20 protein-coding genes are annotated in these 19,737 nt (G+C 43.4%); 10 read left to right on the forward strand and 10 right to left on the reverse strand.

Going from position 1 to position 19,737, the window contains the following annotated elements:
- Positions 1 to 282: 282 nt before the first annotated feature.
- The 5 genes from IR135_RS08025 to IR135_RS08045 all read left to right on the forward strand — a co-directional run bounded on the left by IR135_RS08025 (position 283) and on the right by IR135_RS08045 (position 4,771).
- Positions 283 to 1,191, forward strand: coding sequence for an ABC transporter permease (locus IR135_RS08025; protein ID WP_135098382.1), 909 nt, complete (start codon positions 283 to 285; stop codon positions 1,189 to 1,191).
- Positions 1,192 to 1,203: 12 nt separating this feature from the next.
- Entirely contained in the window at positions 1,204 to 2,124 is a 921-nt protein-coding gene (locus tag IR135_RS08030; protein WP_135098385.1) for an ABC transporter permease, read from the forward strand.
- Positions 2,125 to 2,139: 15 nt separating this feature from the next.
- Entirely contained in the window at positions 2,140 to 3,147 is a 1,008-nt protein-coding gene (locus IR135_RS08035) for an ABC transporter ATP-binding protein (protein ID WP_135098387.1), read from the forward strand.
- Positions 3,137 to 4,243: an ABC transporter ATP-binding protein gene (locus IR135_RS08040; protein ID WP_135098389.1), complete on the forward strand. Its 1,107-nt coding sequence runs from the start codon at positions 3,137 to 3,139 to the stop codon at positions 4,241 to 4,243. Before IR135_RS08035 ends, IR135_RS08040 begins: the two co-directional genes overlap by 11 nt.
- 177 nt (positions 4,244 to 4,420) lie before the next feature.
- Positions 4,421 to 4,771: a hypothetical protein gene (locus IR135_RS08045; protein ID WP_135098391.1), complete on the forward strand. Its 351-nt coding sequence runs from the start codon at positions 4,421 to 4,423 to the stop codon at positions 4,769 to 4,771.
- 169 nt (positions 4,772 to 4,940) lie between these two features.
- Here the strand turns inward: IR135_RS08045 and IR135_RS08050 are convergent, their stop codons facing one another.
- From IR135_RS08050 to IR135_RS08080, 7 genes are all read right to left on the reverse strand, one after another.
- Positions 4,941 to 5,423 carry a DUF456 domain-containing protein gene (locus tag IR135_RS08050; RefSeq protein ID WP_135098393.1) on the reverse strand — a complete coding sequence of 161 codons (483 nt, stop codon included), beginning with the start codon at positions 5,421 to 5,423 and terminating at the stop codon, positions 4,941 to 4,943.
- Positions 5,423 to 6,628: an MFS transporter gene (locus tag IR135_RS08055; protein ID WP_135098395.1), complete on the reverse strand. Its 1,206-nt coding sequence runs from the start codon at positions 6,626 to 6,628 to the stop codon at positions 5,423 to 5,425. Before IR135_RS08055 ends, IR135_RS08050 begins: the two co-directional genes overlap by 1 nt.
- 15 nt (positions 6,629 to 6,643) lie before the next feature.
- Positions 6,644 to 7,504 (reverse strand): LysR family transcriptional regulator, encoded by an 861-nt coding sequence (locus tag IR135_RS08060; RefSeq protein ID WP_135098397.1) that lies wholly within the window; start codon positions 7,502 to 7,504, stop codon positions 6,644 to 6,646.
- Positions 7,505 to 7,548: 44 nt separating this feature from the next.
- On the reverse strand, positions 7,549 to 8,085 hold the full coding sequence (locus IR135_RS08065) for a DUF402 domain-containing protein (RefSeq protein WP_135098399.1): 537 nt from the start codon (positions 8,083 to 8,085) through the stop codon (positions 7,549 to 7,551).
- Between the two features lie 97 nt (positions 8,086 to 8,182).
- Positions 8,183 to 10,138, reverse strand: coding sequence for an ABC transporter permease (locus IR135_RS08070; RefSeq protein ID WP_135098401.1), 1,956 nt, complete (start codon positions 10,136 to 10,138; stop codon positions 8,183 to 8,185).
- Positions 10,110 to 11,015: an ABC transporter ATP-binding protein gene (locus tag IR135_RS08075; protein ID WP_135098402.1), complete on the reverse strand. Its 906-nt coding sequence runs from the start codon at positions 11,013 to 11,015 to the stop codon at positions 10,110 to 10,112. The genes IR135_RS08070 and IR135_RS08075 overlap by 29 nt, the downstream gene beginning before the upstream one ends.
- Positions 11,012 to 11,392: a GntR family transcriptional regulator gene (locus tag IR135_RS08080; protein ID WP_135098404.1), complete on the reverse strand. Its 381-nt coding sequence runs from the start codon at positions 11,390 to 11,392 to the stop codon at positions 11,012 to 11,014. The genes IR135_RS08075 and IR135_RS08080 overlap by 4 nt, the downstream gene beginning before the upstream one ends.
- Before the next feature lie 244 nt (positions 11,393 to 11,636).
- Between IR135_RS08080 and argF the strand changes: the two genes are divergently transcribed.
- The 5 genes from argF to IR135_RS08105 are packed head-to-tail and all read left to right on the forward strand — an operon-like array spanning position 11,637 to position 17,063.
- Positions 11,637 to 12,644, forward strand: coding sequence for an ornithine carbamoyltransferase (gene argF, locus IR135_RS08085; RefSeq protein WP_135098406.1), 1,008 nt, complete (start codon positions 11,637 to 11,639; stop codon positions 12,642 to 12,644).
- A 22-nt stretch (positions 12,645 to 12,666) separates the two neighbouring features.
- Positions 12,667 to 13,707: an N-acetyl-gamma-glutamyl-phosphate reductase gene (gene argC / locus IR135_RS08090; RefSeq protein ID WP_135098408.1), complete on the forward strand. Its 1,041-nt coding sequence runs from the start codon at positions 12,667 to 12,669 to the stop codon at positions 13,705 to 13,707.
- A 14-nt stretch (positions 13,708 to 13,721) separates the two neighbouring features.
- Positions 13,722 to 14,942, forward strand: a complete 1,221-nt coding sequence (gene argJ, locus IR135_RS08095) for a bifunctional glutamate N-acetyltransferase/amino-acid acetyltransferase ArgJ (protein WP_135098410.1) — start codon at positions 13,722 to 13,724, stop codon at positions 14,940 to 14,942.
- 10 nt (positions 14,943 to 14,952) lie between these two features.
- Positions 14,953 to 15,858, forward strand: coding sequence for an acetylglutamate kinase (gene argB / locus IR135_RS08100; RefSeq protein ID WP_209307408.1), 906 nt, complete (start codon positions 14,953 to 14,955; stop codon positions 15,856 to 15,858).
- Positions 15,855 to 17,063 carry an aspartate aminotransferase family protein gene (locus tag IR135_RS08105; RefSeq protein ID WP_135098414.1) on the forward strand — a complete coding sequence of 403 codons (1,209 nt, stop codon included), beginning with the start codon at positions 15,855 to 15,857 and terminating at the stop codon, positions 17,061 to 17,063. Before argB ends, IR135_RS08105 begins: the two co-directional genes overlap by 4 nt.
- A gap of 183 nt (positions 17,064 to 17,246) precedes the next feature.
- Here IR135_RS08105 and IR135_RS08110 read toward each other — a convergent pair whose 3' ends face one another.
- The 3 genes from IR135_RS08110 to IR135_RS08120 are packed head-to-tail and all read right to left on the reverse strand — an operon-like array spanning position 17,247 to position 19,734.
- On the reverse strand, positions 17,247 to 18,020 hold the full coding sequence (locus tag IR135_RS08110; RefSeq protein WP_135098510.1) for an SDR family NAD(P)-dependent oxidoreductase: 774 nt from the start codon (positions 18,018 to 18,020) through the stop codon (positions 17,247 to 17,249).
- Between the two features lie 32 nt (positions 18,021 to 18,052).
- Positions 18,053 to 18,772, reverse strand: a complete 720-nt coding sequence (locus tag IR135_RS08115; RefSeq protein WP_135098416.1) for a YebC/PmpR family DNA-binding transcriptional regulator — start codon at positions 18,770 to 18,772, stop codon at positions 18,053 to 18,055.
- Between the two features lie 47 nt (positions 18,773 to 18,819).
- Positions 18,820 to 19,734, reverse strand: coding sequence for a hypothetical protein (locus tag IR135_RS08120; protein WP_135098418.1), 915 nt, complete (start codon positions 19,732 to 19,734; stop codon positions 18,820 to 18,822).
- Positions 19,735 to 19,737: the final 3 nt, after the last annotated feature.

Below are 19,737 nucleotides of genomic sequence, written 5' to 3' on the forward strand. Positions count from 1 at the left end.
TATAATCAATTCATAGTAAATCTATATGCATTGTAATCCAGATTATAGCACTCGGAATTAAAAAGTTGCAACATCTATTTTAAAATTGCTAAAAGCCGCAACCGTTGATACCATTAAGGAAACGCTTTCAATTTGTAGATTTTTGAGAATATTGGCAGTAAAAAGTATAGACTTAAGGGATTCATTCTTGGTATAGTCTATACAACGATATATTATGAATAAATATGTCTGTTATATTTAGATTTATCTTAATATTTAGTTTTTAGAGGGGGTTTAAGTTGTATGTCAAATATACAACCAAGTCAGGTTCCAGTAAGAAAACCTGCCAATCGTAGACTCGACAATTTCAAAGACTTCTATAAGAAGCTTCGAAAAAACAAAGCAGCGCTTGTCGGTCTTTACGTATTGGTATTTTTATTTTTCGTTTCAATCTTTGGCGCACTGGACGCTAACTATAATATATTGGGCGTGAATTCAAACGCTACAAACCTTACTGATAAACTGCTGGGTCCTTCAGCGCAGTACTGGTTTGGAACAGATCACCTGGGCCGCGATATCTTTTATCGTATTCTTCACGGAATGTACATAACACTGGGTGTAGGTTTCGCAGCAACCTTTATGGCTGCCTTAGTCGGAGTGCCGATCGGTCTCCTTGCAGGTTATTATGGCGGATGGCTTGATACTGTCATCATGCGTTTAATGGATGTCCTGCTTGCATTCCCGGGCATCCTGCTTGCACTTGCGATTGTGAGTGTTCTCGGCGGAAGTACAATCAACGTTACCGTCGCTATTGCAATCGGAGCACTGCCGCAGTTCGCACGTATTGTCCGCGGGTCTACGCTGACAACGCGGAAACTCGAGTATATCGACGCAATCAGAGCACTCGGTGCAAAAGACGGAAAAATTATATTCCAGCACATTCTGCCGAATATAATGTCGCCGATTATCGTTAACACAACTCTATTTGTCGCAACTGCGATTTTATCAGCAGCGGGTCTGTCTTTCCTAGGGTTAGGTGTACAGCCGCCGACTCCTGAGTGGGGGGCTATGCTTAACGACGGACGTAACTACATGTACCAGGCAGCACACATTACATTCTTCCCTGGTATGATGATCGTTATCGTAGTACTCGCATTTAACTTATTCGGAGATGGTCTTCGCGATGCTCTGGATCCGAAAGCCAAGAAATAGGAGGAGGATATCATGACAAAATTTATAATTCGCAGATTGCTGCAGCTTATTCCCGTGCTCCTCGGAGTTACGGTACTCGTATTCAGTCTGATGCACCTCACTCCGGGTAACCCTGCTGTGATTATGGCCGGAGAAAGTGCACCGGAAGCTACTGTTAAAGCGATTGAGGCAAGGCTCGGGCTAAACGACCCGCTTTACGAGCAATATTTCAGATTTTTAGGGAACGCGGCACAGCTGGACTTCGGTTCTTCTATTCGTGACAACATTCCCGTTTTCAACCATATCAGCGCACGTTTTGCAATTACACTTGAACTATCTGTAATGGCTATGATTTTCAGTGTTTTCTGGGGTCTGTTAGCCGGAATTATTTCAGCAGTAAGAAGATATACATTTGAAGATGTTGCAATGATGGTTGTTGCACTGTTCGGTCTGTCAATGCCAAACTTCTGGCTTGGACTGATGTTAATCCAATGGTTTGCAATTGAATTTCAAATCTTTAAACCTACAGGCTGGGGCAGTCTTGAACAGAACGTTCTGCCGGTTATTACGCTCGGTACGGCCGGTGCTGCCATAATTGCACGTATGACACGAAGCAGCATGCTCGATGTCATTGATCAGGATTACATTCGTACCGCACGTGCCAAAGGTGTTAAAGAAGGTACAGTTATTTTACGCCACGCGCTTAAAAACGCGATGATTCCGGTAATTACTGTTATCGGTATCCAGTTCGGTTCATTTCTGGCCGGTTCTGTACTTACGGAAAGTGTTTTCGCAATCAATGGACTCGGAAGGTTAATCATCGATTCAATCCTTCAGCGCGACTTCCCTGTCGTTCAGGGTGCAATACTCGTTATCGCGGTAGTGTTCGTTATCGTTAACCTGGTCGTTGATATTACGTACAGACTGCTGAACAAACGGGTGGACTTAAACTAAGAAGGAGTGAAAATCATGTCAGAAGAAATGATTCTCGATATAGAAGATCTCCGCACTTCCTTCTTCGTTGATTCCAACGAAGTAAAGGCTGTCGACGGAGTGACATTCCAGGTTCCTAAAGGTAAAACTTTAGGTATCGTTGGAGAGAGCGGGTCAGGTAAAAGTATTTCTGCCCTCTCGGTTTTAAGATTAATAGAAAGCCCCGGTGAAATTATCGGAGGCAGCATTAAATATAAAGGCGAGGATTTAACAAAAGTTAAAAATTCACGCATGCGCCAAATCCGCGGTAATGAAATCTCAATGATTTTCCAGGAGCCGATGACGTCGCTTAACCCGACATTCACTATCGGCCAGCAGCTTCGTGAATCTTATAAAATTCATGAAGGTCTCGGTAAAAAAGAAGGTACAAAACGCGCAATTGAAATGCTTGAACTCGTCGGCATTCCTTCACCGGAAAAACGCGTTGACCAGTACCCTTTCGAACTCTCAGGCGGTATGAGACAACGCGTTATGATTGCGATGGCATTGGCCTGCAAGCCTGAACTGCTTATCGCCGACGAGCCGACTACTGCCCTCGATGTAACAATTCAGGCGCAAATTCTCGAACTGATTAAAGAACTTCAGGAAGAGATCGGCATGAGTGTTGTTATGATTACACACGACCTCGGTGTTGTTGCAGAGACATGCGATTATGTCGCTGTAATGTATGCCGGAAAGGTTGTTGAATTTGCTGATGTTTATACATTATTTGAAAATCCGAAACACCCTTACACTGTCGGACTCTTAAACTCACTGCCGCGCCACGATAAAGCGCAGGATGAGCTGATTCCGATTAAAGGTAATGTACCTGCACCAAACGAAATGCCGTCCGGCTGCCGTTTTGCACCCCGCTGCCCTTTCGCATCGGATATTTGCAACACGCTGCCTGAACTCGAAGATCAGGGAGACGGCAACGAAGTCAGATGCTGGATTTATACTGATCAGTGGGATGGAGATAAGGAGGTACAGGTAAATGCCAAGTAAACAACCATTATTAAATGTTGAAAATCTGGAGCAGCACTTCCCGATTAAAGGGGGCTTCCTTGGACGTACAGTCAACCATGTTAAAGCTGTCGACGGTATTACTTTTTCAATCGATAAAGGTGAAACGATAGCAGTTGTTGGTGAGTCAGGCTGTGGTAAATCAACTACAGGCCGTGCCATTCTTCGTCTCGATGAACCTACTGGCGGTAAAGTTGAGTTCGAAGGCCAGGACGTTCTTGCCATGTCTAAAGATGAGATGCGCAAAATGAGAAAAGATATGCAGATTATTTTCCAGGATCCGTACGCGTCATTAAACCCGCGTAAAACTGTCAGACAGACATTATGGGAAGCCATGGATATTCAAAAAGTCGTTCCCCGCAAAGAGCGCAACGACCGTATTATTGAATTGATGGAAACTGTAGGACTGCAGCGCCACCAGATCGACCGCTACCCTCATGAATTTTCAGGCGGGCAGCGCCAGCGTATCGGGATTGCACGTGCGCTCTCAGTTAATCCTAAATTAATCATTTGTGATGAGGCCGTATCTGCGCTGGACGTATCAATCCAGGCTCAGGTGCTTAACCTGTTAAAGAGACTGCAGCGCGATCTCGGATTAACTTATCTCTTTATCTCACATGACCTTGGTGTTGTCCGTCATATTGCCGACCGCATCATCGTAATGTATTTAGGGAAAATCGTTGAGGTCGGAGATACAGATTCTATCTTTGAAAACCCTCAGCACCCGTACACGAAAGCATTGCTGTCAGCAATACCTGTACCGGACCCGCGTAAAAAATCAGAACGCATTTTCTTGCGCGGCGATGTGCCGTCACCAATTGATCCGCCGACGGGCTGCCGCTTCCATACGAGATGCCCGTTTGCGACAGATCACTGCCGTACGGAAGTGCCGGAGCTTGAGCAGAAAGATGCTGAATACGCAGGCTTCCACAAAGTTGCATGTCACTATGCACTCGACATCCAAAGAGGAAAACACGAACCGCAGTACGAAATGTACAACGTCCGTGAAATACTCGATGATGAAGGCGAAGACGCAGCAACAGATAAAGGCGAAGAATATACAAAAACTGAAAAATAATGATAAGGTCCCCCGCAATTGCGGGGGCTTTTTTTGGTTGGGGAGGGTTTGGATGGTGTCGTTTACTTTGACGACGACGTTTAACGGAGTTTGGATGGTGTCGTTTACTTCGACGACGACGTTTAACGGGGGTTGAATGTGTCGTTTATTTTGACGACGACGTTTAACGGGGGTTGAATGGTGTCGTTTGTTTCGACGACGACGTTTAACGGGGGTTGGATGGTGTCGTTTATTTCGACGACGACGTTTAACGGGGGTTGGATGGTGTCGTTTACTTTGACGACGACGTTTAACGGGGGTTGGATGGTGTCGTTTACTTTGACGACGACGTTTAACGGGGTTTGGATGGCGTCGTTTACTTTGACGACGACGTTTAACGGGGTTTGGATGGCGTCGTTTACTTTGACGACGACGTTTAACGGAGTTTGGACGTTGTCGGTCATCATAATTATTAAAAAAGTAACCTTTGTTAAAATCTATGAAGTTTTCTGGTCTGATATCACTCGAATCCCGTCATCAAATTCATGAAGGGGACCGACAACAACCGGATCCCGTCATCAAATTCATGAAGGGGTCCGACAACAACCGAATCCCGTCATCAAATCCATGAAGGGCCCCGACAGCACCCAGATCCCGTCATCAAAAAATCCGCACCTCAAAACCGAGATGCGGATTTTTATCATATATCGTATAGAGTCTAATATAAAAATACATCTAACAGGAAGAATATAACCAGGAAGATGTATATTATCACGTCGAAGATTGCGCTTGAGATAAAGGCTAAAAACGAGCCTACTGATGCTTTCAGCGCCTTGCTCATATCTTTTATCTGTATGAATTCCACAAAGAATACGAAGACAAAAGGTACGAACAACACACCGAACGGCGGGTAAACAAACATTCCGACAACAGCACCGATAATTGCTGCCCATTCGCCTTTTTTACTGCCTCCGAATTTTTTCACGAAGTAACTGTTTGCTGCCACGTCACTGATAAGTGCTACGAGTGTCAGCGCTCCGGCGATTACCCAGAACATCCATGACAGTTCGTCGCCGATGAAAAAGTTGTATACTAAAAATCCTATCCAGAACATGAGTACTGAAGGCAGCACTGGATATATGATTCCGGCAAATCCGAGTACAAATGATACGATGACAATGAGCCATAAAATAATGTCCATCAAATTTCTCCTTCTCTGACTTCTTTCTTAGTAAAGAAGAACAGGATAAATGCTATAAATAAAAATGTACCGCTGATGTAAAATGAATTTTCCACACCGAGCACGTCATTCGCAATACCGCCGAGCAAGTTGCCGAGCAGCTGCCCGACTATCATAGCGTTAGCGAATAAGGTTGATGCGTAGCCGGGAAACTGCGGCAGCAGGTCCTGGAAATAACTGATTCCGAGACCGAGTAATATTGCTAAAAATAAAGCGAGCGGCAATTGTCCAATTAACATCATGGTGTAGCTCTCAAAGATTCCAATCGATAAAAAGTACATGCTGCCGATAAAGCCGGCAATGATTAAAAGTGTTTTTGATGATACGCGTGAAGCGACATATCCCATAAATATCATAAGCGGCACTTCAAGCCCCGCACATAAACTTGCGAGTATACCGACTGCACTATCCGCTTCCCCTAGATACCCCGTTACAAACAGCGGCATATTCAAGAGGTACATCCATTGTCCCACGTGAAGAAAGACAAAAGCAATAAACGGTATAAATAAAGTCAGACTGGTTAACAGATTCGGACTTTTCGGTTCCTCGTAGCCGGTAATTTCAATCGTATTTTCTACCGCTGGCGGGTTGGAATTTTTAATTAGAAAGCTCGACATAAAGACGACAGCGAACATAATGACTGTCCCGAAAAACAAGCCTGTAAAATCGTAGCGGGCAAGCAGGATGGAACCGACGAGCGGTCCGAACAGGAAGCCGAAGCTGAACATCGAACGCAAAATCGTGTTTGCCATCACCGCGATACTTGAACGGTACTGGTTAATCGATTCGCGGGCGGATGCATACAGCTGGGGCATCGCAGGAGCACCCAATGAAAAGAATATAATATAAGAAATAATCAGTATCCAGGTGTTTGGAATAATTAAGAAGCTTAAAAATGCCATAATCTGCATCAAGAGAGCCGCAATGATTAAATATTTGCGGTCAAATTTGAGCCTGTCGCTGTAACGGCCGATAATCGTGTTGACGAAAAAACTGCCGACAGCTGCCGAAGCCATAAATATACCGTAACCGGTAGAAGACATTCCATGTGTTTCCGTCATAAAAATAACGAGGAAGGGAGCTGTGATTGCAACCGCCATCCCAAGCATAGTCATATTCGTTAAAAATAATTTGTAGTTCTGTATTTGAAATAAGTCTTTGATCATCTTCGTCCCCCGGCTTTAGTGTCCGCTGTTATGCGAATCTCTTTTGATTAAGTCGATAAAAGACTCTACCTGCGGCAGCATGAGTACACTCTTGTCGTAAGAAATATAAGTGTCGCGGGTCAGCGGTTTGCCGTCTACCAGAACTTCTTCGATATGATAATTATCGAGGTCCAGTCCGTCTAATACCAGTTCAGGCAGCACTGTAATACCTACTTTTTTACGCAGTAATTCGCGGCAGGTCGTAATCTGATCGACGAAAATTTGAGGTTCATATTTAATATTGAAACGTTCTTCAAAATAATTTTTAATATGCGTAATATAGTCGGGATCTGCCTGGAATTCTATTACGGCGAGATCTTCAAGCTCGACGTCTTTCGGAGTAACCAGGTAGTGTTTATCACTGTAGAGCAGTTCATTTTCTTTATTTAAAATACGGGCTCCGCGTACAATTGATAAGTGATAGTCGCCCTGGTTCGCAATAATTTCTTTGGTCGAACCCACGTCAATTTTAACGTTTACATTCGGGAAATCACTTAAATACTTTGCCAGAATATCCGGCAGAATCGTATAGCCGATTAAAGAAGATACACCGATTGAAATTTTCCCTTCAACCGCGCCTTCGTTCGCCTGAATATAATCTTTAACGAGACGTTCTTCATCGACGACCTTTTTAGCATGTGCAATGATTCTTTCTCCAACGCCGGTTGTATAGAGCGCTTTTTTAGTTCTGATAAAAATCTGCACACCCCATTCGTCTTCGATGGACTTCAGACGCTGACTGACTGCCGGCTGTGATATGTAGAGCTTTTCAGCAGCTTTACGCAAGGTTTTAGCTTCGCTTAATGTTGCAAGTAAACGATAATCATCAACTTTCACGACATTACCTCCAGTGAATAAGCCATCCCCATTTCCCCGGATGGCTACATTAATTTTTTAAGTTCTTTTAAACACGATGCCGCAAGTTTTTTAAACTGGCTGAAATCCCTGTCAATTTCCGCCATCAGCTCGCGCGCAGTCCGATAGGCAAAATCTCTTTCTTTTGTACTGATAACTCCTTTTTTAAAAGCGCGTTTGATGTCCTCTTCATCTACGAGTTCATAACGGCCGTCCGGCAGCACCAGAACGTCGAGATATAAATCCTGCCGCCGGGCTTTGCCGAGCTCCAAAGTATGAGAATAATTAATATCAAAATAATATTGTATTTCCTGCCATTTTTCATCGTACATGACAGTAATGCTGTAATTGCGTTTTTCAGGCAGGAGCTGCATCCATTTAAAATTGTTAGCCACAACTAACGTATCTTCTCCGACCACGCGAACACTGAGCGGTTCACGAACTTTATGCATATGAATGATACCTGCCAATATTTTCTCACCCTGACAGGTAATGATTGTTTCATCATATTTTGAGCGCACCAGCCGACGCCATTTTTTCTTATCCAGATACTTAGTTTTCATGGCATTCATCTCCTACTGGTAATTATACAAAAAAAAGAAAACAAAAGTATAGAGATAGGCATCAATTTTACCTATCTCTATAACTTTTGCTTATATTTTATTGTATAGCCAGAATGCTGAAGTCCATTTCTGCCGGATAATCTTCTTCTGATTCTGTATAATCCGGATAGCTGTATATGAGCAGTTTGCTACCTTCAGGCGCCAGTTCACCATCATTGACCCGGCTGATAATATCTGTTTTCTGCTCTTCAGATAAGTTTTCAAGCTCATGTTTGTCTGCCAGTTCCCGTATGTTCAATTCCTTGTAATCATTAAAGAATGTTTCAAGTTCATCAGCTGGTATGTCCGCGATGAACATTTCACTCGACTGATTAAGGTATAATATTTCTTCCATCAGAAGATCAGATTCTGCAATCCGTTTTAGAACTGCTTCATTATAAATTGAGCTCATGCCCGACTCGTAATTGTTTTCATAATTAGCACTTGCTTCAATACGGCCCGTTTCATTTGTGATATAAGGATTATATTCCATTAATTGAGCGCTGTGATTCTTATAATCTTCTATTAATGACCGGTCTGCTTTCAGAGTATTGTTAAACAGCCAAAGCTCTGTCATTTCCGGGTGCTGTTTAATGTTTTCAAGGAAGTCCGCATTAATATTATACTTGGCCGAATTCAGCTGCTTAGTAATCTGCACTGCTTCAGAATCATTCTGAAGGGTTTGGAAGGTGCGATTCATCACACTGCCATCTTCCATCTTGTACTGGAATTCAAGCCGGGCAGTTTCATCCCCCGTATATATATTCGGGAAAGATTTATCTTCAATCGCAGTCTCATGTGCTTTGATTGCAGATTCAATCACTTTCTCGTCATCATTAAATAAAAATCCTTCTTCGAAATATTCATCGAGAGAGTCGCTCGTGTAGTACATATAATCGTCAGCAATATAAACACTTGCTACTTCTTCTTCGGACGGCACATCATTTACATATTTTGTCCAGCCGATTAAAAACACGAGCCAAAAAATAATAATAACAAGCACCGTAAATACTATCGACTTCCAGCTGAACTGTATTTTCACACTGTTCTGGAAGAACATTTCCACAATTAAGTAGGCAACAATTGCCCCCACGGCAAACCCAAAAACAGATACTGCTGGAGAAACTGGTATTAACAGCGATACCGAGGCCCCTACTGCCAGCATACCGGCAATCGTCGTCACTGCTGTCAAAATTTCTTTCAGCCATACAAAGTTAAAACTTGCTGTCACTTTCTCGTTGCGGTGGTATTTATACAGCACAAAAGACAATACAATCAGCAGGATGGCTGCTGCAGCCCATAAAAGGCTGAGTGGCGTATTAATTCCGTCATAAAGCTGGGTGACTGCAATATAAGGAAACGTTGCGTTCAGCACTAATTCCGAATGTTCCATAAATGATGAAGAAATTCCATCATATAATACATTTGCCGCCGCATACGTTAATGCCCATACGGCGAGCGGCAGAAACAAGGCCAGAATAATCACCTGCATGTGCAGGAAGATACCATTAACTAAAAACCCTGTAAATATTGCTATCGCAAAAACAACAAAGTGAGCAAAAAGAGCATAGATTAACCATTTAGCGATATCTGTTACTGCAATTTCCGGAATGAATATCATCCGCTCAATAAGCAGTATTACCGCACTGATAACCAGCGGGACAACGATTGCTGTTATGCCCGTTAATAAGACATGTATCAAAAGAGCTGTCCGTTTAACCGGCAGACTGTGCATGAAATCAGATGAACTCTCATCGTTTAAATAGTTCAGTAAAAACATTGCTAAAAACGCTGTAAAAATCATACCGATAATCAGCTGCCCGGAAGCTATTTGAAATAAGAAGTTTTCCGGAATCTGATAGTCCGGATAAAAATCTCTGTCGAACGTCACAATCCATATCGACAGAGGCAGAGCAATAATATTCAAGGCCATAAAGACAATCGTCAGCCAGAATATCGTACCCGTGAAATGGGACAGTAATGTTTTATTCAACAATGATGTTTGAGATTTCATAACCGAGTTCCCCCATTTCATAAGTAAATATTTCTTCCAGCGTCAGCGGCAGAATGTCGTACATCAGCGGATTATATTTCGTCACTTTTTCTTCCAGATTAGATATATCTCCTTTTACGATACACGTAATAATACGTCCTTTAACTTTATGGTGAACGACATTCAGATCAGTGAAAAACTTATCTTCAGGCAGTTCTTTAAAGGCAATCTGCAGCTTGCAGTGCGTGCCTCTGATATCCGTCAGTTCTTTGTGGAAGAGTATTTTTCCGTCATGCATAATCGATACCGAGTCGCACAGGTCTTCCATTTCTCTTAAATTATGACTTGAAGCAACGACGGTCATCCCGTGGTTTGCAATGTCCTGCATCAGAATATTTTTAACCTGTTTCCGCATAATCGGATCGAGTCCGTCAAACGGTTCATCCAGCAGCATCACTTTCGGTCTCGCTGAGAAAGCAAGGATAAAGGCGGCCTGCCGCTTCATTCCTTTCGACAGCTGATTCAGCTGTTTATCAGGTGCAATACCGAAGTGACCGGACAGTTGTAAAAAACGCTCATCCGACCAGTTCTTATACATTGCTTTGTAAAACTTCGCCATCTTCTTTAAACTCGCACCTTTAAAAAAGAAAGGAATATCGTGCATGAAGATTACATCACTTTTAATATCCGGGTTCTCATAAATACTTTGGCCGTCGTAGCTGACCGTGCCGCTGTCCGCTTTATAAATGCCTGACAGCACCTTCATCAATGTTGTTTTGCCTGCTCCGTTCGATCCTAAAAGCCCATGAATCGTACCTTCTGTAATTGATAAATCTATATTCTCAACTGCAGTATTTTTACCAAAACTCTTCTTTGCACCGTTTACCAAAAGCTTCATTCCTGTCCCTCCTTTTCGCGTTCTGCTTTATCTATCATTGCTTTTAAAGATACTCCCGGCACATCGAGAAATACCAGTTCCTTAATCAGGCGTTCCACTTCTGCCGTTAATGTTTTAATATGCTCTCTGTTCATCGTTTCCGTCATATCATTCACAAAACTCCCTTTTCCGGGACGGGAAATCACGTACCCTTCCCTTTCCAATTCTCTGTAAGCTTTCTGGATCGTGTTGGGATTAATCGTAAGTTCCTGGGCCAGACTGCGTACTGACGGCAGTTTTTCTTCCGGCAGCAGCACTCCTTGAATAATCAGACGTTTTACGTTTTCTATAATCTGTTCATATATAGGCATGCGGCTTTTTACATCGATATCAAACACGTATCCACCTCCTGTCGGTTCGCTGTACTAACTGTATTAATTAATATAGTACAGCTGAAACAGAACATCGTCAATAAATTTGTTATCATTTTGATAACTTAAATTTATACCAAATAAAGAGAATATATACGGTAAAACACTTGATTTATGAATTTAATTTGTATATTATAAACAACAACTAATAATTATAAATATACAATATAACGAATAATAATTAGATAATAAGTCTAAAAGGAGTGTTTTCATGCATTTTCAAGGAAAAAGTTTTTTAACAATCAGTGATTTCAATAAGAAAGAAGTCGAATATCTGATTGATTTTGCTATTCATTTAAAACAACTAAAGAAAAATAATATACCTCACCAGTATTTAAAAGGACAGAATATCGCACTGCTGTTTGAAAAGTCTTCAACACGTACACGCGCTGCTTTTACAGTCGCAGCAAATGACCTTGGAGCATCTCCTGAGTTTTTAGGTTCCGGTGATATCCAGCTCGGTAAAAAAGAATCTGTAGCAGATACCGCTAAAATTTTAGGCAGCATGTTCGACGGTCTGGAATACAGAGGACAGAGTCAGGCAGTTGTTGAAGAACTTGCTGAACACTCTGGTGTGCCTGTCTGGAACGGTCTGACAGACGCCTCACATCCTACACAGATGATTGGCGACTTCATGACGATTAAAGAAGAGTTCGGCACATTTGATGGCCTTAAGCTTGTCTACTCGGGAGACGGACGTAACAATGTTGCGAACTCACTGCTTGTAACGGCAGCCATTCTCGGCATTGATGTCACAATCGCAGCTCCGGGATCACTATCCCCGGAAGATGCTTACGTGACGCTGGCACAAGAATACGCCAAAAAATCCGGCTCAGCTGTTGAAATTACATCGGACATTAAAGCAGCTGTTAAAGATGCAAATGTGCTTTATACAGACGTCTGGGTATCCATGGGTGAAGAAGAACACTTTGAAGAACGAGTGAACACACTCCTTCCATATCAAGTTAATAAGACGCTTCTTTCAGAAGTCAGCGAGAACTTTATCTTCATGCACTGCCTGCCGGCCTTTCACGATACAAATACCGAGTACGGAAAAAACGTTGCTGAAGAGTTCGGTATTGAAGAAATGGAAGTTACATCTGAAGTATTCGAAGCAGATTACGCGAAACAGTTTGAACAGGGTGAAAACCGCATGCATTCTATTAAAGCGATTATGGCAGCAACAAACGGCAGCTTATTTATACCGGATTTAAATTGATAAAAATTCAGGAGGTCATATTATGATCAAAGTCAGTATTATCGGTGCAACAGGTTACACAGGCAGCGAGCTTTTACGTTATTTAATTCCCCACTCGGAAGTTGAACTCATGTATTTAACATCGCGCAGCCATGCTGGTACAAAGGCTGACAGTTACTACCCCTTCTTAAAAGGAAGTATCGACAAGCAGTTTTCAGAACTCAATCAAGAAGCAGTATTCGGTGAGAGCGATGTCGTCTTTATCTGTCTGCCCCACGGTCATTCGATGGAACTTTCAGCAGCAGCTTCAGAATATGATGTAAAAATTATCGACCTCGGCGCTGATTTCCGTCTGAAAAATATCGATGTCTATGAACAGACTTATAACGTTGAACAGGCTGCGCCAAATTTACTGAAAGATTTTGTCTACGGCCTGCCTGAAAAATACAGAAATGATATTAAAAACGCGAAATACATTGCCAATCCCGGGTGCTTCGTGACAAGTGCCTTACTTGGTCTCCTTCCTGCAGTAAGCGATGCTCTGATTGATGAACAGTCTGTTATTATCGACAGTAAAACGGGTGTCAGCGGGGCGGGGCGCAGCGCTTCGGTTGATAAGCTGCTGACGGAACTGATGGGCAACTTTAAAGCATACAACCCACTCGCCCACCGCCATATTCCGGAAATTGAGCAGGAACTGAACAGCTCATCAAAAAATGCTGTACAGGTGCAGTTTACGCCTCACTTACTCCCGGCAGAGCGCGGTATCTTCTCAACAATTTACGCAACAGTTAAAGACGACATTACTGAAGCTGACGTTATTGACAGCTATAAGTCAGCATATGAAAATGAACCGTTCGTTCACGTACTAGAGTCAGGAGAACTGCCTCAGATGAAACACGTTGCCGGGACAAACAGCTGTCAGCTGTCGGTACAGCTGGACGAACGCACAGGCAGGCTTCTTGTTTTATCAGTTATCGATAACTTAGGCAAAGGCGCAGCAGGACAAGCGGTACAAAATATGAACATCATGTTTGGATTGCCTGAAAAATCAGGACTGACTACCATTGCCATGATGCCTTAGAGAGGGTTTTTGATATGCAGATTACAGAGAAAAAAGGATTGGTGCAAAAAGGACTTTGTGCGGTTGAAGGCGTCGAAACAAACGGTATACATACCGGTTTTAAAGCTCAGGATAAGGATCTTGCGCTCATCTATTTTCCGGATGGTGCAACCGTAACAGGAGTGTTTACGAGAAATAAAGTGAAAGCACACTCCGTACTTTACGATATGAAAATGCTTAAAAACTTTACAGATTTTAAAGCTATTTTGGTTAACAGCGGCAATGCTAATGCGTGCAATGGACTGAATGGCGAAGAGGATATTCAGTCAATGACTTCAGCTCTGGCAAAAAAACTGAATATCGAATCGCATGAAGTTCTCGTCAGCTCGACAGGTGTCATCGGTGAGCCGATGAATTTAAAACCATTCTATACTGGTCTCGATTCGCTGATTGGCGGACTTGGCACGGACACTTCCACCTCAGCTGCCGAGGCAATTATGACGACGGATACTGTGCCGAAAGAACTGTCATTAGAAGCTGAAATCGACGATCACACTGTGCATTTCGGCGCCATGATTAAAGGTGCAGGTATGATTCATCCGAATATGGGCACCATGCTCGGCTACATTGTTACCGATGCCGGACTGCCGCAAGCTGACTTAAACACCGCTTTGAAATCTGCAGCTGACGACAGCTTTAACGTCATGACAGTCGACGGCGACACGAGTACAAATGATACTGTGCTGCTCGCTTCTACTAACAAAATTATGCTCGATGAAAGTCATGCGGCCGAATTTACTTCGGTGCTGACTGCGCTGTGCCAAAAGTTATCGCAGATGATTGCACGCGACGCTGAAGGTGCGACGAAGTTCGTTACCGTAAATGTTATTAATGCATATAGCAAAAGTGATGCTGTCAGTGTGGCAAAAACAGTCGCCACATCGAGCCTCGTTAAAACAGCTGTTTACGGTCAGGACGCCAACTGGGGCCGGGTTATTATGGCCATCGGCAACAGTGAAACTGATTATTTAGATCCGACTACAATAACGATTAAATTCACTTCAGGCAATGATGAAGTTCTCGTCTGTCATGAGGGTCTCGCAGTACCTTTCGATGAAGCCCGCGCTTATGAAATTTTAAGCGCTGCAGATATTGGGATTTTTATCGATTTAAATGCAGGTGAATCTTCAGCTCAAGTATGGACGTGTGATATGTCACTCGATTATGTAAAAATAAATGCGGACTACAGAAGTTAGGATGATAATCATGAATGATACAGAGAGAATAGATACGCTCATCGAAGCCCTGCCCTACATTAATATTTTCCAGGATAATATTATCGTGCTGAAATACGGCGGCAATGCCATGGTCAATGACAGCTTAAAAGAGTCGGTCATGCAGGATGTGCTGCTCATGAAATCGGTCGGTATCAAGCCTGTCATCGTTCACGGCGGCGGACCGTTCATCAATAATATGCTGACCGATTTAAATATCGAAACCGAGTTTAAAAAGGGACTCCGCGTGACAGATGATGCGGTGATGAATGTTGCTGAAATGGTGTTATCCGGCCAGGTGAATAAGGATATTGTAAAACATTACAATAAAATCGGCGGCAAGGCTGTCGGTATTTCAGGCAAGGACGGCAATCTGATTAAAGTGAAGAAGAAGTACATTGAAGAGCATAATAATAAGGGGGAAATCAGACAGGTAGATATCGGCCTTGTCGGGGAGATTGAAACGATTGATCCTGCTCTCGTGACCTTGCTGATTGACAATGACTTCGTCCCTGTCATTTCACCAGTGGCTGCGGATATGAACGGCGACACTTATAACGTGAATGCGGACTATGTCGCAGGAGAAATTGCCGGTGCAATCGGCGCTGATAAATTTATTCTTTTAACAGATACTAAAGGGGTATGCAAAGATAAAGACGACGAATCGACGCTGCTCGCAGAACTCACACTGGCAGAGGTGGAAAAGCATATAGAATCGGGTGTGATCTCAGAAGGTATGATTCCGAAAGTAGAATGCTGTTCACACGCGCTTAGAAAAGGCGTCAGGCAGGCGCATATTGTCGACGGCCGTCTTAAGCATTCATTGCTTTTAGAGCTGTTCTTTGATGCAGGAATCGGCACGATGATTATACCTCATGAAGGAGGAAGAGTTTTATGAAGACAGAAGATTTAATTGAGCTTGGCAATTCGGCACTATTCAATACTTATAACCGCGGCGATAAAATATTTGTTTCAGGTAAAGGCACATATATTAAAAATAACGACGGCGAAGAGTTTCTTGATTTCGTTTCAGGCATTGCGACTAATATTTTGGGCCATGCTCATGAAAAAATTGTTGAAGCGGTCATGAAGCAAGCTTCAGAGCTGATGCATATTTCCAATGTATACTGGAATAAACCGTCGATTGAACTTGCTGATAAACTCGTAAATTATAAAGGAGCCGGCAGTTTATCGAAAGTATTCTTTACAAACTCAGGCGCTGAGGCGAACGAGGGCGCTCTGAAATTGGCACGGAAGTACGGCAGGGAAGTGAATGGTCCGGAGTGTACAACAGTGATTTCTTTAGTGGATTCATTTCACGGCCGCACGATGGCAACCTTGTCCGCCACAGGCCAGACGGATATGCACAAAGACTTTCAGCCGCTCCTGTCCGGTTCAAAATATGTTGAATTAAATGACAGTGAAGGTTTGAAGGCTGCTGTTGATAATAATACGTGTGCGATTATTTTTGAGACGATTCAGGGCGAAGGTGGTATTAATACTTTAAGCGAGTCATTCATCGATACGCTGAATGAGCTTCAGAAGGACGGTGTGCTGCTGATTATCGATGAAGTTCAGACCGGCATGGGACGCACTGGGACACTTTTTTCATTTGAGCAGTTCGGCCTGGAACCAGATGTCGTGACACTTGCCAAAGGGCTCGGCGGCGGCTTTCCGATTGGTGCATTTCTTGCGACCGATAAAGTTGCGGCACACTTTAAACCGGGTGATCACGGGACGACGCTCGGCGGAAATCCCCTTGCAACCGCAGTCGGCAATGCAATATTTGATGAAATTATTGAAGCGGATTTGCTCGATAATGCTGCAGCGCGTTCAGCTGAGCTCACTGCAGGTCTCGAGAAAATATCCGCTGAAACCGGCAGTATTGCTGAAGTGAAAGGACTCGGCCTCCTGATTGGTGTACAATTTGATGAAGCTGTGCCGGCAGCTGATATTTTATCAGCATGCTATGATGAAAAAATGCTGGTAGTAACAGCGAAAAATAATGTTGTGCGCCTGCTTCCCCCGCTCAATGTAAGCGCTGAAGAAATCGATGAAGCTCTGGAGAAATTTGGTGCAGCGGTTAAAAAAGTTGCAGGATAATATGAAAAAGCCATCAAATCCGTTAAGGATTCGATGGCTTTTATCGTTTGTCAGACACTGTCGGTTTCACGGTGTCCGATAAAAAGATTTGTCAGACACTGTCAGTTCCACGGTGTCCGATAAAAGGATTTGTCAGACACTGTCGGTTTCACGGTGTCCGATAAATACCCAAATGCACTTTATTTACCAAGCGTGGCCGCTGCCGCCGTCAATATTCACCGCGGTCCCGCTCACGTATGATGCTAAATCAGAACAAAGGAAGGTAATCACGTTCGCGGCTTCCGATGTATCTCCAATACGGCCAAGCGGGATGTTGTCCGCCTTAGAAGCGGAGAATTCTTCCCATGATAATTCCGGAGACTGCTTCTGCCAGCGTTTTTCGATCTGGTCGCTCCGAATCAGACCGATGCATACTGCGTTTACACGAACGCCGTACTGTCCGAGGTCTTTGCTCATCGCTTTAGTGAGCGCGAGTCCTGCACTCCGCGATACTGTTGTCGGCAGTGAGTTCGGCTGCGGCGTTTTCCCCATGACTGCTGTTAAGTTTAATATTGCCCCGCCCTGTTTTTTCAAATGCGGCAGTGCGGCTTTTGCCATTTTTACTGCTGCCATCACTTTCAGATCAATATCCTCTTCCCAGTCTGCAAGTTCAACATCTTCAAAGTTTTTGGCAAACGAACTGCCTGCATTATTCACAAGCACGTCCAGCCGTCCGTATTTCTCAATGACTGCTTCAACAATTTTCTCACCTGCGCCGCTTTCAGTTATATCCTGCGCAATATAGTCAACGTCACCAAATTCACGAAGTTCCTCAGCCGCTTCTTTTAAAGCTTCTTCACCGCGTGCAACCAGCATCACTTTAGCCCCGAGCTTTACCATCTGTTCTGCTGTTTCACGTCCGATACCTTTACTCGAGCCCGTAATGACCGCTGCTTTTCCCTGATAACCGAAATCCATTAACTCTGACACAGTATCACTCCTTCATAAGTTTACTCACCTAAGTTTACATTATGAAACACGTTCGATACATCTTCCAGGTCTTCTAAAGCATCAATCAGTTTCTCAAACTGTTCGAGATCTTCTTCTTCTAAAGTCACTTCGTTCTGCGCAATCATCGCATGTTCCGCCACTTCGAAGTCTTCGACTCCAAGCTTATCAAGCGCTTCTTTAATATCATTATATGCCTGCGGTTCACCGTAGACGACGGTCATCCCGTTTTCTTCCGCAACATCTTTCACATCGACTTCTGCTTCCATTAAATGCATAAGCACAGTCTCATCGTCAAATCCGCTAAAAACAAAGACAGAAACGCTGTCGAACATATAGCTGACTGCCCCGCTGACACCCATATTCCCGCCGTTTTTACCGAAGGCTGCACGGACATCAGATACTGTGCGGTTCACATTATTAGTCAGTGCATCGGCAATAATCATCGAACCACCGGGTCCGAAACCTTCATAGCGGAGTTCGTCAAATGTTTCGTCGTCGCCGCCTTTCGCTTTTTCAATCGCTTTATCGATAATATGCTTCGGCACAGAATAAGTTTTAGCACGTTCCAGTACGACTTTCAGCGCCTGGTTGGTTTCCGGATCCGGATCTCCTTTTTTCGCTGCTACATATATTTCTCTCCCGAACTTTGCATATATCCGGCTTGTGTTCTGATCTTTCTGTGCTTTCTTTTCTTTAATATTATTCCATTTTCTTCCCATCGGTCATCTTCCTTATTCCAGTATAATTTCTTTTATATTTTATCACTTTATTTATTTCTGCGCGGCCGCTGTTCAGGCACATCTTTATTAATAATCATTTCAACCTGATAAATTCTGCTGACAAGCGAGTGGATTGGAGCCTGTGTCATTTTAAACACCGGCCACGGCAGTGATGGTTCAAAGTCGTGCAGTGCCATAATGAACTCTTCTCTCTCTGGCAGCTTTCTGAATTCAAAGCGCTGTTCTTTATTTGTCGAGCGTTTCTTCAGGCTCCCGCCTGTAATTTCAAACAGCACAATATCCTCTTCAGAACGGGCCTCATTAAATTTTAAGACAAGCACCGGTTTCGGCTTATCGAGCACATTTATATACACCGTATTATTTTCGATGCGGGTATTAACGAAATCGTAAATGATTTCATCGAGCCAGGCGAAGTAATACCATGCCACATTCTCTAGTGTCCATCCCGGAGGCAGCGGAGCTCGCTGCACGCTCCGTACATTGTTATAATCCTTCGTTTTATAAGTCAGGTTTTTGCCGTAGCGGCGGATAGGCGTTTCTGTTTTCTGAACCCTGGTACCGTAAGCACCTAATATCGATAAAATACTGCCGTCTGACAGTTCATCGGCGATATATATTATCTGTTCCACGTTATTAGTGCTTGCCGCCCGTGCGATATTATCCGCAATCAGCAAATATAAATCGTAAAATTTCCCCTGCGTCAGCCTGTTGAGCCGCATAATCGGGTCTTCGTAAAAAATTACCACATCAATATTCCTGAGCGCTTCTTCAACTTCAGGTAAAATAAATAAATCTTTTTTAATAAATGTAATATTTTCGTAATCCGGCGCCTGTTTCGGACTTGAAAAAGCGAACAGGTTAGCCGCTTCGTTGAGCTCTAAATACAGATGCTCGCCGATTCTGCCATGTACACCCATAAGCAGTACATTTTTCTTTGTCATAAC

It is taken from the genome of Jeotgalicoccus nanhaiensis (genome assembly GCF_015235105.1).
Classification (GTDB): domain Bacteria; phylum Bacillota; class Bacilli; order Staphylococcales; family Salinicoccaceae; genus Jeotgalicoccus; species Jeotgalicoccus nanhaiensis.

Bases quoted from the DNA above. Each gene is read 5' to 3' on its own strand.
- IR135_RS08025 (WP_135098382.1), top strand. From the start codon at position 283: ATGTCAAATATACAACCAAGTCAGGTTCCAGTAAGAAAACCTGCCAAT.
- IR135_RS08030 (WP_135098385.1), top strand. From the start codon at position 1,204: ATGACAAAATTTATAATTCGCAGATTGCTGCAGCTTATTCCCGTGCTC.
- IR135_RS08035 (WP_135098387.1), top strand. From the start codon at position 2,140: ATGTCAGAAGAAATGATTCTCGATATAGAAGATCTCCGCACTTCCTTC.
- IR135_RS08040 (WP_135098389.1), top strand. From the start codon at position 3,137: ATGCCAAGTAAACAACCATTATTAAATGTTGAAAATCTGGAGCAGCAC.
- IR135_RS08045 (WP_135098391.1), top strand. From the start codon at position 4,421: ATGGTGTCGTTTGTTTCGACGACGACGTTTAACGGGGGTTGGATGGTG.
- IR135_RS08050 (WP_135098393.1), bottom strand. From the start codon at position 5,423: ATGGACATTATTTTATGGCTCATTGTCATCGTATCATTTGTACTCGGA.
- IR135_RS08055 (WP_135098395.1), bottom strand. From the start codon at position 6,628: ATGATCAAAGACTTATTTCAAATACAGAACTACAAATTATTTTTAACG.
- IR135_RS08065 (WP_135098399.1), bottom strand. From the start codon at position 8,085: ATGAAAACTAAGTATCTGGATAAGAAAAAATGGCGTCGGCTGGTGCGC.
- IR135_RS08070 (WP_135098401.1), bottom strand. From the start codon at position 10,138: ATGAAATCTCAAACATCATTGTTGAATAAAACATTACTGTCCCATTTC.
- IR135_RS08075 (WP_135098402.1), bottom strand. From the start codon at position 11,015: ATGAAGCTTTTGGTAAACGGTGCAAAGAAGAGTTTTGGTAAAAATACT.
- argF (WP_135098406.1), top strand. From the start codon at position 11,637: ATGCATTTTCAAGGAAAAAGTTTTTTAACAATCAGTGATTTCAATAAG.
- argC (WP_135098408.1), top strand. From the start codon at position 12,667: ATGATCAAAGTCAGTATTATCGGTGCAACAGGTTACACAGGCAGCGAG.
- argJ (WP_135098410.1), top strand. From the start codon at position 13,722: ATGCAGATTACAGAGAAAAAAGGATTGGTGCAAAAAGGACTTTGTGCG.
- argB (WP_209307408.1), top strand. From the start codon at position 14,953: ATGAATGATACAGAGAGAATAGATACGCTCATCGAAGCCCTGCCCTAC.
- IR135_RS08105 (WP_135098414.1), top strand. From the start codon at position 15,855: ATGAAGACAGAAGATTTAATTGAGCTTGGCAATTCGGCACTATTCAAT.
- IR135_RS08110 (WP_135098510.1), bottom strand. From the start codon at position 18,020: ATGGATTTCGGTTATCAGGGAAAAGCAGCGGTCATTACGGGCTCGAGT.
- IR135_RS08115 (WP_135098416.1), bottom strand. From the start codon at position 18,772: ATGGGAAGAAAATGGAATAATATTAAAGAAAAGAAAGCACAGAAAGAT.
- IR135_RS08120 (WP_135098418.1), bottom strand. From the start codon at position 19,734: ATGACAAAGAAAAATGTACTGCTTATGGGTGTACATGGCAGAATCGGC.